At 70.6% G+C, this 11539-nt stretch carries 9 protein-coding genes; 6 read left to right on the top strand and 3 right to left on the bottom strand.

Annotated elements, in window-relative coordinates:
* Positions 1–54 precede the first annotated feature (54 nt).
* Positions 55–615, bottom strand: coding sequence for a hypothetical protein (locus ACFVXJ_RS24015; RefSeq protein ID WP_389664550.1), 561 nt, complete (start codon positions 613–615; stop codon positions 55–57).
* 214 nt (positions 616–829) lie between these two features.
* Between ACFVXJ_RS24015 and ACFVXJ_RS24010 the strand changes: the two genes are divergently transcribed.
* Positions 830–2080, top strand: coding sequence for a sensor histidine kinase (locus ACFVXJ_RS24010; RefSeq protein WP_389664549.1), 1251 nt, complete (start codon positions 830–832; stop codon positions 2078–2080).
* A gap of 16 nt (positions 2081–2096) precedes the next feature.
* Positions 2097–2702, top strand: coding sequence for a response regulator (locus ACFVXJ_RS24005; protein ID WP_389664567.1), 606 nt, complete (start codon positions 2097–2099; stop codon positions 2700–2702).
* Between the two features lie 125 nt (positions 2703–2827).
* Here ACFVXJ_RS24005 and ACFVXJ_RS24000 read toward each other — a convergent pair whose 3' ends face one another.
* Together ACFVXJ_RS24000 and ACFVXJ_RS23995 are read right to left on the bottom strand one after the other, a co-directional pair.
* Positions 2828–5698, bottom strand: a complete 2871-nt coding sequence (locus ACFVXJ_RS24000; protein WP_389664547.1) for an AAA family ATPase — start codon at positions 5696–5698, stop codon at positions 2828–2830.
* A 224-nt stretch (positions 5699–5922) separates the two neighbouring features.
* A complete protein-coding gene (locus ACFVXJ_RS23995; RefSeq protein ID WP_389664545.1) occupies positions 5923–6687 on the bottom strand; it encodes a thioesterase II family protein in 765 nt (254 codons plus the stop codon).
* A 656-nt stretch (positions 6688–7343) separates the two neighbouring features.
* On the opposite strand from ACFVXJ_RS23995, the gene ACFVXJ_RS23990 reads away from it, so the two are divergent.
* The 4 genes from ACFVXJ_RS23990 to ACFVXJ_RS23975 all read left to right on the top strand — a co-directional run bounded on the left by ACFVXJ_RS23990 (position 7344) and on the right by ACFVXJ_RS23975 (position 11479).
* Positions 7344–8834, top strand: coding sequence for an FAD-dependent monooxygenase (locus tag ACFVXJ_RS23990; protein WP_389664544.1), 1491 nt, complete (start codon positions 7344–7346; stop codon positions 8832–8834).
* A 145-nt stretch (positions 8835–8979) separates the two neighbouring features.
* On the top strand, positions 8980–9678 hold the full coding sequence (locus tag ACFVXJ_RS23985; protein WP_389664542.1) for a hypothetical protein: 699 nt from the start codon (positions 8980–8982) through the stop codon (positions 9676–9678).
* Between the two features lie 41 nt (positions 9679–9719).
* On the top strand, positions 9720–10265 hold the full coding sequence (locus ACFVXJ_RS23980; protein ID WP_389664540.1) for a toxin-antitoxin system, toxin component: 546 nt from the start codon (positions 9720–9722) through the stop codon (positions 10263–10265).
* A gap of 2 nt (positions 10266–10267) precedes the next feature.
* Positions 10268–11479, top strand: a complete 1212-nt coding sequence (locus tag ACFVXJ_RS23975) for an MAB_1171c family putative transporter (protein WP_389664538.1) — start codon at positions 10268–10270, stop codon at positions 11477–11479.
* Positions 11480–11539: the final 60 nt, after the last annotated feature.

Here is an 11539-nt window from a genome sequence, read left to right as displayed (position 1 = left end):
TTCACCCTAGCTCTGAGATGATCTTGTACCGAACCTGATCCGACGTCCGTCGTCTCAGTGCGTACCTGCGGAACTGCCCTCACGCGTACCGGGGGTGCCGGTGACGGAGACCTGACCGCCGCGCAGCCGGCGGCGCTTGTTCACCAGGACGGCCGTCCGCGTCAGCACCATGGCCAGGGCCATGAAGACGAAGGCGTTGGAGTAGACGTCCTGGCCGCTCAGCTTGTACTCGATGCTGAAACGGATGATGCCCTCGCTGAACCAGTGCTCCGAACCGTAGGCGAAGAGCACCCGCGAGGCGGACAGCACGGCCCACACCAGGGCGTACCCGACACCGCCCTTGGTGTAGATCTCGCCGGACGCGTCCCGGTGGGCGGGGAGCAGGGCCGCGGCGATCAGTCCGCAGATGACGCCGGCGCCGATGCCCGCGAGCTGGAGGGAGGGGTCGTTGCCGTCGAGCGGCAGCTTGTGCACGAAGAGCCCGAGGACGATGACGACCGCGAGGATCGAGCGCAGCATCCGCATGTTGGTGACCTTGCGCGTGCCGAGGTCGGTCGACAGGATGATGACCAGGATCGTCCCGCTGGCGATCAGTGCGGTCAAGAACGGGCTCATGGGGCGGGCCTCTTCCTCAGCTTCGGCAGTGCCGGTGATGTACGGCAGTGCGGTACTCCATGCCTCTCACCTGCAACGCTATGGGCCGGGCGGGGTTGACGTGGACAACCGACCAGTGGGTTCGGCTGTCAACCGAACGGTGGACACGGTGGACGGCGCCGCGACCCGCGGCCGCCTTCGTCCCCGGTTCCGCGGAGGTGATAGGACTGGTGCCGTGAGCACTGAAACCCGGGTGGGGGAGGCGGCCGGCGGCCCCGATCACCCGCCCGAGGCGGGAACCCGTTGGTTCGGCCTCTGGGACGCGTTCTTCGCGGTCTCGTACGCCGTCACCACCATGCTGCTGTTCACCTCCGCAGGTGAACAGGTCCACCGTGCCGTGGCGATGGCCGCGCTGACACTGGCCGTGCCCTGGTACGCGGCCCTGGGGCGCAGCGCTATGATCCAGCAGGGCCAGGGGCACGGCTGGCGGAGCATCGTCTTCTCCATCGGCCTGTTCCTGCTGTTCGCGGTGGCGGTGCTCTTCGACCTGGCGGCGTCGTTCGCGCTGTTCGCGGTGGTGCCGATGCTGATGATGAGCCTGGCGACCTCGCCGGCCATCGCCGTGGTGGTCCTGGCCAACCTGATGCCGGTTACGGTGGTGTGGCTGCGGGGCGGCACCTTGAGCCGCGACATCAGGGCCGTTCTGCCCACGTCGCTGCTCGGCATCGCCCTGTCGGTCCTGCTCGGACTGTGGATCACGCGGGTGACGCGGCAGAGCCGCGAACGGGGGGAGCTGATCGACGAGTTGCGCCGCAACCGTGAGCGGGTGGCCATGCTGTCGCGGGCGGCGGGCGTCTCCGCCGAGCGGGAGCGACTCGCCCGGGAGATCCACGACACCGTCGCCCAGGGCCTCACCAGCATCATCGGCCTCGTACAGGCGGCCGGAACCGACTTCACGGTCGACCCGGAGCTCGCGCGGTCGCACCTGGGGCTGGCGGAACGGGTGGCCCGGGAAAGCCTCGCGGAGGCACGCGAGTTCGTCACCGAGCTGACCCCGCCCGCGCTGCGGGAGTCGTCGCTGGTGCAGGCGGCCCGGCGGCAGGCCGAGGGCCTGACGGCCCAGACCGGGGTCCGGGCGGACGTCACCGTCGAGGGGGACGAGCGGGAGCTGCCCATGGCGGTCAGCGTGGTCCTGCTGCGTTCCCTCCAGGAAGCGGTCTCGAACATCCGCAAGCACGCGGGCAAGGCACGGGCCGTCGAGATCCGGCTGGTGTACGGGCGGGACACCGCGCGGCTGCTCGTACGGGACGACGGGCCCGGGTTCGTCGTCCCCGACGGCGGGCCGGGGTTCGGACTGCGCGGTATACGGACGCGCGCGCAAGAGATCAACGGGGCGGCGACCGTGGTCAGCGGCCCCGGGCGGGGCACCACCATCGAGGTGACGGTGCCCGTGCCCGCGAGTGGAGGGGCAGGCCGTGGGAATTGACGGGACGATCAGCGTGATGCTGGTCGACGACCACCCGGTCGTACGTGAGGGCCTCAGCTCGATGCTGCGGTCCGCCGAGGGTGTGAGCGTCGTCGGGCAGGCCGGTTCGGGCGAGGAGGCGATCGCGATGGTCGCCGGGCTCGCCCCCGACATCGTCCTGCTCGACCTGCGGATGGGCGGGATGGACGGGGTGGAGACCACCGGTCACCTGCTGCGGGTCGCTCCCGCCACCAAGGTGGTGATCGTGACGACGTACGAGACGGACACCGACATCCTGCGGGCCGTGGAGGCGGGCGCGGCCGGCTACCTGCTCAAGGGGAGTTCCCGCGACGACCTGGTGCAGGCGGTGAAGGCGGCGGCCCGCGGCGAGACGGTCCTGACGCCCTCGTTGGCGCCCAAGCTGTTCCGGGCGAGGGTGGTGGAACCGCCCGCGCTGTCGGACCGTGAACGGGAGGTGCTCCAGTTGGTCAGCCTGGGACTGACGAACGCGGACATCGGACGCCGTCTGTTCATCAGTGAGGCGACGGTGAAGACGCACCTGCTGCGGACGTTCAAGAAGCTGTCGGTCTCCGACCGCACGGCAGCGGTCATCACGGCCCTGGAGCGCGGTCTGCTGTCCTGACCTGTTCGGGTACGGGCGCAGGGGTTCCGTATCCCCCGCGCCCGGGAACCGCCCTCCCGCCCGCCTCGGCGCCCGCCTCGGCGTCGGCGTCGGCGTCTACCACCGGTGCCGGCGGGAGGCGGAGGTCAGGCGATGCCGGGCAGGCTCATGTCGGAGAGCCGGGCGGGCAGGTCGCGGCGGCGCTTCACCTTCAGCTTGCGGTAGATGCGGGTCAGGTGTTGCTCGACGGTCGACACTGTGACGTACAGCTTGGTGGCTATCTCCCGGTTGGTGTGGCCGCGCGCCGCCAGCAGCGCGACGCGTGCCTCGGCCTCCGAGAGGACCTCGACCTCGCTGGGCGCCTCCGCCTCCCGGCCGCCCTGCGACGCGCCGGTGTCGCCGTCGCCCTGGCCCGGCATGAACTGCCGGCACAGCGGTTCGGCACCGCAGGACTTGGCGACGTGCCATGCCTTGCGCACCAGCATGCGGGCGCGGTTGAAGTCGCCCTGCGCGCGGTAGCCCCGGCCCAGTTCGCCGAGCGCCACGGCCAGTTGGACCCGGTCGCCGCCCTCCTCCAGACTTTCGACGGCCTCCGTCAGCCGCTTGAGCCGGAAGGTGAGGTCACCGCCGGTGCGGGCGAGCGCCAGCAGCAGGAGGCCCCGCGTACGGCTGCCCGCGGAACCTGTCTCGCGCCGCCTCTGCTGCTCGGTGAACTCCTCGGCGCGGCCGGGGTTGCCGAGGGCGAGCCACGCCTCGGCGGCGTCGAGGCGCCAGGGGACCAGCTCGGCCGCGTCCATGCCCCACGCCTGCATCAGCTCGCCGCAGTTCAGGAAGTCCCGCAGGGCTGCGTGGTAGCGGCCGGTCGCCAGGTGGCAGCGGCCCCGGGCCCTGAGGTAGTGCAGGCCCGGCAGGGTGTCGAACATGGCCTCCGGAACGGGCTGTCCCAGCAGGCTCATCGCCTCGTCGTGGTTGCCCATGGTGAGCTCGGACTCGACGAGGATGGCCAGCGGCAGGGCGATGCCGACGCCCCAGCTCTGGACCGAGATGCGGGACATGGCGTGGCGGGCCTGTGCGGCGGCGCCCGGCAGGTCGCCTCTGCGCAGGGAGATCTCGGCGCGGACCACGCCGAGGGCGGCCTGCCAGGTGGGGGTGTTGCGGCCCGAGCATTCGCCGAGGAGGCGTTCGCACCAGGCGAGTGCGAGGTCGAGGCGTCCCGCGTAGACGACGGCGAGGAGCGCGAAGACGAGGGGCTGGAGGGTGCGGTCGCTCAGGTGGTAGCGCTGGAGGACCCGGATCGCCTCGGTGACGGCGGCGTCGGCCTGGTTCCTGCCGCGCAAGGCGGTGCGGACGGCGTCGGCGGCCTGGACGTGGGCGTTGTCGGGGATGTCGTAGGGGACGGTCTCGAGCCCCGCGAAGGGTAGCGCTCCGGGGGCCCCTGACAGCGTTGTCCGCGGCGCCTGTACGGCGTCGAAGGCGTCACGTATCGGCGGGCTGACCATGGAGAGCCAGCTCTGGGCGGCGGCGAGGGTACCCGCGTCGTAGGCGGGTGCGCGCCCCGCGGCCCGGGCCTTGCCGTCGGCTTCCTGGAGACGGAGCACCGCCTCGCCCGCGGCGCGGGAATCCCCCATCCACAGGAGGCAGGACACGACGTGGACGAGGTCGCGGTCGGCGAGCCGGCCCGCCGTGAGTTCGCGGGAGAGCTGGCGGAGATGTCCCTCGGCGGCGGCGGGGCTGCTGCGCCATACCATGCTGACCAGGCGGGACTTGAGGGAGGCGTGGCGGGGACCTTCGGCGCAGGAGGCGACCGCCAGTTCCCCGCAGCGCAGGGCGAGGTCGTGCTCGTCGTCGACGAGGGCGTACTCGGCGGCCTCCTGGAGGACGGGGATCGCCCATTCCTCGACGTTCCTGCGGGCGGCCAGGAGGTGGCGGGCGACATCGAGGGCGGCCGCGCCCTCCTCGTGCAGGAGTTTCGCGGCGCGCGAGTGCAGGGCGGACAGCACGCCGGACGGTGCGGCTTCGAGGACGGCGGTGCGGGCGGCGGGGTCGCGGAACGAGCCGCCTTGGAGGACGGCGCACCGGCCGAGGTCTTGGAGGGCCTGTTCGGTGGCCTTGACCTGGAGGTCGACGATCCTGCTGAGGAGGACCGGGGAGCAGGCGTCGCCGAGTACGGCCACGCCCCGGGCGACGGTGAGCAGTTCGGGATCGCCGCGGTGCAGGCAGTCGAGGACGGCGCGCTCGAACGTTTCGGCGGGGGCGAGCCGCTGGAAGGGCTCGCTGTCCCCGAGCGCCGTGAGGCCGTCGCCGACGAGGGCTCTGACCAGCAGTGGGTTGCCGCCGGTGGTCTCCTGGCACTCGGCGGACAGCCGCTGTGCCGCCGAGGGTGAGAAGTGGTCGGCGAGGACGCGGGTGATGCCGCCCGTGGTGAGCAGCGGCAGCCGGAGGGTGGTGCAGTTGGGCTGACGCTGGAGTTCGGCGTGGAAGGCGAGTTGCGCGGGCCGGAGCCGTACGGATTCGGTGAGTACGATCAGCACTCCGGCCTGCCGTACCCGCCGGGCGAGGCACAGCAGGAAGGCGAGGGAGAGTTCGTCACCGTGGTGGGCGTCGTCGACGGCCATGACGACGGTCCGGTCGCGGGAGAGGCGGAGCAGCGCGGTGGAGACGTGCGGCAGGACGCGCATGCCGGCCTCGGTGGCGGCCTCGGTGTCGGTGGTCCCGTCGGTGACGCGGTCGAGCAGTTCGGTGGCGTAGGCGTACACGTCGGGGGCCACGGGCGCCGCGCTGTCGAGGATCCTGCGCAGGATGCCGAAGGGCAGGTAGCGCTCCGCCCGGGAGCCCGTGGCTTCGAGGACCAGGGCGCCCTGGGAGATGGCCTCTTCGGTGAACCGTTCCAGCAGGCTGGTCTTCCCGCCCGCGATCGCCCCGCTGATGACGGCGACCCGTCCTCGGCCGCGCACCGCGCTGCCGAGCAGCTCCTGCAGTGTTTCCAACTGTGTTTCGCGCTCGACGAGTTTGGCCACCACAGATTTTCCTTACCCCGAACTGTGTATCTGGCGAAAAACCCACATCGGCTCGTGGCCGCCCGGTGAGGGCGACGGGGCGCCGTATGGGGTACGGGCGCGAAGCGCCCCGCCGGGTGACCGCGGCCTGCCCCGTCGGTCCGCGTCCGGTCGACCGTTGGTCATTCGGCCTTCCGTCCGCACCGGGCGTGCCGGGTCTTCCCGGCGTGGTGACCTGCGCTCCGCTACCGGCCCCGCACCGCGGCGTCGAGTTCTTCCCTGATGATCTTCATGATGGGTTCCTGATGGTTCGCCAAGAAGAAATGTCCGCCGGGGAAACGGTGAATGTCGAACCCGCCGGTGGTGTGGGATTCCCAGGCGTCCGCCTCTTCCCGGCTGGTCTTCGGGTCCGCGTCACCGGTCAGCACGGTAATGGGGGCGCGCACGACGTCTTCCGGTGCGGCGCGGTAGTTCTCGATGGCGGTGTAGTCGCTGCGGATCGCGGGGAGGACCATGCGGAGGATTTCCTCGTTGCCGAGAATCCTGGCATCGGTCCCGCTGAGTTCCCGCATTTCCCGCACGATTCCGTCGTCGTCCCGGAGGTGCACGGTCTCGTGACGGTAGCTGGAGGGCGAGCGCCGGCCGGAGGCGAAGATCCGTACGGGGCTGGTGCCGTGGTCGCGCTCCAGCCGCCGGGTCACCTCGAAGGCGAGGACGGCGCCCATGCTGTGGCCGAAGAATGCAAGGGGCCGATCGAGCCACGGTATGAGTTGTGCGGTCAGGGCGTCCGCGAAGGCACCGATGTCGGTGATCCCGGGCTCGTCCCTGCGGTCCTGCCTGCCCTTGTACTGCACGGAGAGAACGTCCACCGCCGGGGCCAGCGACTGGGACATGGGGAAGTAGAAGGAGGCCGAGCCACCGGCGTGCGGCAGGCAGACCAGTTGGATCGGACTTTCATCCGAAGCGTGGTAGCGGCGAACCCAGAGGCCGGTGTTTTGCTTTTCAATCAATGGACTGAAAACTTCCTGTTCAAGTCCCAGATGCGGCGCGCGCGGTCGGCAGTTCGAACTCTTCCGCCACTTCCGTACACGGGTTTGGTGTAGACATTTCTAGCAGAGCGCCCAAAGCCAGGAGTACCCCTACTTCACACCCCTACTGTGGCTGGAACCGAACACTCCGGAGAGCCGACCGTCCCACGCGACGCCGGCTCCCCCGACCCCGCTCCGACGGACCATCCCCCCGCACCCGCACCTCCCCCGCCACCCCCACCGCGCGAGTCCCGGAGGGCCACCCTCCGCCACCCTGGCCGAAAACCACCTTCATCCCGGCACCCGGTCCGAGCCAGATCTTTACCTTCGCTTTGCGGCCCCCCGCACCGGATCCTCCGGTCCGGGTCCTGACTGTGCGCCAGGAGGACTGTCGGTCGCGGGGGTTGGCCTGGTCGGTACCGGTCGTGGACGGTCGGAACCCAGCAGGACGACCTCAGCGCCGGTCACCCCCGGTCCCGCCGACGCCGACTTCGCGAAGGCATCGCCTCCGCGTCGGCACTGGTGATCGCGGCCGCCTTCGTGCTCCCCTGGTCTGGCAGCACGTCACACTCCATTGGAGGATGTGGCGCCGACATCGCCATGTTCCGGCAATCCGGCGTCGTAGAAAGCAGCACCCCATGACAGCGCTCCCTTCGGCTTCCGCCCGCGTGGTCGTTCTCGGCGGCGGCCTGGCCGGTACCCTCGCCGCCGCCGCCCTCGCGCCCCACGTGCGCGAAGTGCTCATCGTGGAGCAGGACGCGGTGCTTCCCGAGACGCCCGCGCCGCGGCCACGGCTGCCGCAGGCCGCCCATGCCCACATGTTGTGGGCCGGCGGGGCCGACGCCATGGAGGAACTGCTCCCCGGGGTGACGGAGGAGTGGCTCGCGGCCGGTGCGCACCGCGTCCCGATCCCGCACGGCATGGTGTCCTTCTCGCCGGCCGGCTGGTACCGCCGCTCGTGGCCCGATACCCACTACCTGATCGGGGCGGGCCGGGACCTCATCGACTGGGTCGTCCGCACGCGCGTCCTGCGGCTGCCGAACGTCCGGGTACGGACCGGCGCGAAGGTGTGCGGCCTGGCAGGGAACGCGGCACGCGTTTCGGGGGTGGTCCTTCGTGACGCACAGGACGCGCGGCACATCGTCGCCGCGGACCTCGTCGTCGACGCGACGGGCCGCGGCTCGAAGAGCACCCGATGGCTGCGGGACATCGGCGGCCCGCGGGTGCGGGAAACCGTCGTCGACGCGGGGGTCCGCTACGCGAGCCGCAGGTACCGGGCGCCGCAGGGGGCCGAGACCGACTGGCCCGTGATCCACATTCCGGCCGATCCCCGCCAGGGCGGGCCGGGGCTCGTCGCCACGATCATCTCCATCGAGAACGGGCAGTGGCACGTCAGTCTGTCGGGTACGCGCGGGGGCGAGCCGTCGGCGGCCGAGGACCTGTTCGAGGAGTTCGCCGGCCGCGTCCGTCATCCGCTCGTCGCCGAACTCCTCTCGCGCGCCGAACCCGTGAGTGAGGTGTCCCTCTACACCCGCACCGCGAACAGGAGGCGTCATTTCGAGCAGGCGGATCTGCCCGAGGGGTTCATCGCCCTGGGGGACGCGGCCACCAGCCTCAACCCCGTCTACGGTCACGGCATGTCCGCGGCGGCCCTGGGCGCGGTCGCCCTGCGGGACCTGACACGGCGTACGTCGGTGTTCGCGCCGGGATACGCGTCGAAGGCCCAGCGCGCGATCGGTCGGCCGGCCGCGGCCGCCTGGCTGCTGGCGGTCGGCCAGGACCGGTTCTATCCCGGGGCCGTGGGCCGGAAGCCGACGCTGGTGGACCGGTTGGGAGCCCGGTACATCCACCGCCTCAACCACACGGCCATCGGCCACGGCCTGGTCGTCAGGAAGCTCACCGACGTGATGACGTTGCGCAGACCCGCGCACGTCCTGGGACTCCCGGACGTCCTCCTGGCCGCCGCCCGCGGGCCCCGGATGCCCCTGCTCGACGGTCCCCAACTGACGCCGCGGGAACGGGAGGTCCTGGACCGGCCGCCCCTGCGGTCGACCGGGGCTCCCGCGGCCAGGCCGGGCACGTCAGGGAGGCGTGACCTCCCGCCGGCCGGGCGGGTAAGGGAGGCGTGATGTCCCGCCGGCCGGGCCGCCTGTGGCCGCCCGTCTCGTGAAACGATCGTTTCGTTGCCTCGACTACCGTTTCGTGGTCTAGTGATCGGCGGGTCAGGGGCCCTCTCTGACCGCATCCTCCCTTCGTGTCCTGATTGGAGGGTCAATGAGCGACGGGTACAAGGACCTCGCCACGACCGTCGACACCCTGCTGCGCGGAACGGGACTCGATCCGAGGAGCCTGTTCGACCTGAAGAGACTCTCCTTCCACACCTCCCTGTCCGAAGCGGACATCGCGCGGCTGCTGGACGGTGAGGAGCCGGAGGCCGCGGAGGTCGACCATCAGGAGGTCGCCCGGCGGATCCAGTTCTTGATGGACACGCGTCTTTGCCGGGAGGAAGGACCCGGGGGCGTCACCTGGGAGCGTCCGTACACCGCCTCCGAGGTCGCCGCGGGGATCGGCATGACGCCGCAGTGGCTGAACACCCTGCTCAGCCAACGCAAGCAGAGTTCGCCGAACCTCAAGCACGCCGGGCGGATCGCGCGGTTCTTCGACGTACCGGTCAACTTCCTCACCGACGAGCCGGCGGAGGCGTTGAACCGGGTCCTGCGGGGCGAGGTCCTCCCGGAGTCGAACGCCTCCCTCGGGAACCCCGGCCCGATTGTCAGGAACCGCTACGCCCTGGAGATCCAGCACCGGCTGGGCGACGTCGTACTCGAACCGACCGTGGAGCGGGCGTTGATGCTCTTCGTCGACGGGATCGCACGGGAGAAGAGCCCTGGAGGGCGAGCTTCCCACCACAAGGGGAACGACCCCTCTTCACACGACGCGGGAACCGTTTCCGCGGGCGCGAACTACTCCTAGGCTATTTCCGTAAAAGTGGGGTTCACATGGGCAAAAGGAAGATGACCAAGCTCCGGAACGAGATTCTCGCGAACCTCGGACGGCCGATCCCGTCCGATCCCGACGAGCTGTTCGAGTCACTCAGGGTTTTCCTCGAACGACGGATCAACGAGGAACGCGGGAACGACATGTACCGGCCGGTGCAGCTCCTCTTTCGTGAATTCCCCGAGGACACCGCCAGCGGTCTGACGCTCACCTTCGACGACCGCGTGGTCATCGTCGTCGAGCGCCACACCACCACGCTCCACCAGCTGGTGATCCTCGCCCACGAGATGTGGCACGCCCTGATGGGGAAGTGTCCGACCCACGGCGCCCAGCCCGACGCGGTCTCCGCGGCCGCCCGGTCGCTCGGGGGCGAGTTGGGGCAGGCCGACATCCTCGCCTTGGCCGCGCGTACCCACTTCGACACCCGGGAGGAGAGCGACGCCGAGGCGTTCGGCCTGCTCTTGGGAAGCAGTTGCCGGGAGATCCTCGATTCGGGCGCCACCTCGCTCCCGAACACCGGTCTGGCCGGTCGCATCCAGTCCAGCATGGGCCGGGGCTTTTGAACATGCAGCGGTCGGACTACTACATACCCGCGTTCGCGCTGGCCATCGCGCTCGCGGTGAAGCTCCCCTCCCTGTGGCACAGTCGGCGTTCACCGATGTCCCAGGCGATCTTCGTGATCATCGTCGCCTCCGGCGGGGGATTCGTCTTCGCCGCGCCGCCGACCGTCGAACGCGTCAACAGGGTGACGGGCATCTCGAACGTGTCGGCCCTGATCGTCTACTGCTTCCTGTCGTGCCTGTCCTGCGCTTCGATGGTCCTGCTGCTGCACTGGCGCGGCGGACCCGAAGCGACCGTCCGGCGGCACACCAGGCTGTGGGTCGCCGCCACCGCCTGCGTCATCTCGACCTTCTGCGTCCTGTTCAGCCTCAGCGACGTACCCGCGGAACGGCCGCGCGACCTCGACACCTTCTACGCGACCACCCCCTTCATCGGCGAGATGATCCTGCTGTACCTGACCGCCCACGCGGCCACCGCCACGGTCGTGATGACGAAGTGCTGGCGCTGGTCGGCCGAACTCCGGGCGGCGAAGGCGGGCTGGACCCGCTGGGGCCTGCTCACCCTCGTCACGGCCTTCGGCCTGGGGCTGGCCTTCGCCGTCCTCAAGTTCGTCGCCGTGGCCGCCCGCTGGGCCGGAACGGACGCCTGGGACGTGCTCAGCACCGACATCGCCCCTCCCCTGGCCGGCTTGGGCGCTCTCATGACCACCGTCGGGTTCCTCATTCCGGTCGTCGGACCGCGACTGGAATCGATGTGGGACGCGTGGCACGCCTACCGCCGCATGGAGCCCCTGTGGCGCGCTTTGGAACCCTGGGTCGGCACCGGAGTTCCCATGCGCATCGCCAGGACCTCCTCCCTGGAGATGCGAGCCACCCTGAGGGCCACGGAGATCGCCGATCGCCTGCTGAACCTGGCGCCCCATCTCGACGCCAGGCACCGTGCGGCGGCCGAACGCTATGCGACGGAACGGTGCTTCGAACCCGAGGCCGCCCTGGTCGTGGCGGAGGCGGCCACGATCAAGGCAGCTCTCGCGTGCGCGCCGGTCGCCTGCCCACCGGACGCCGAGCGCCCGCCGGCGGACGCCGGCGAGGACACCTCGGGGCCCCTGCTGATCCGGATCTCCGGCACGAACGGGCTCGCGGAACTCAGCCGGCATTTCTCCAGGATCCACCCGACGGACCTCCTGGTCGACGCCGCCCATTCGGAGAGCAACTGAACATGCGGACTCCTCCCCACGGGGCTCGGGTCAGGGCGGTCCACGCCCCCGCGCCCCCCG

Source organism: Streptomyces sp. NPDC058279 (assembly GCF_042881255.1).
GTDB lineage: Bacteria > Actinomycetota > Actinomycetes > Streptomycetales > Streptomycetaceae > Streptomyces.
The sequence above is the reverse complement of the archived record's forward strand: the minus strand, read 5'-3'. Positions and strand labels throughout refer to the sequence as shown.

Coding starts and splice junctions, on each gene's coding strand:
- ACFVXJ_RS24015 (WP_389664550.1), bottom strand. CDS start 615: ATGAGCCCGTTCTTGACCGCACTGATCGCCAGCGGGACGATCCTGGTC.
- ACFVXJ_RS24005 (WP_389664567.1), top strand. CDS start 2,097: ATGCTGGTCGACGACCACCCGGTCGTACGTGAGGGCCTCAGCTCGATG.
- ACFVXJ_RS23990 (WP_389664544.1), top strand. CDS start 7,344: ATGACAGCGCTCCCTTCGGCTTCCGCCCGCGTGGTCGTTCTCGGCGGC.
- ACFVXJ_RS23985 (WP_389664542.1), top strand. CDS start 8,980: ATGAGCGACGGGTACAAGGACCTCGCCACGACCGTCGACACCCTGCTG.
- ACFVXJ_RS23980 (WP_389664540.1), top strand. CDS start 9,720: ATGACCAAGCTCCGGAACGAGATTCTCGCGAACCTCGGACGGCCGATC.
- ACFVXJ_RS23975 (WP_389664538.1), top strand. CDS start 10,268: ATGCAGCGGTCGGACTACTACATACCCGCGTTCGCGCTGGCCATCGCG.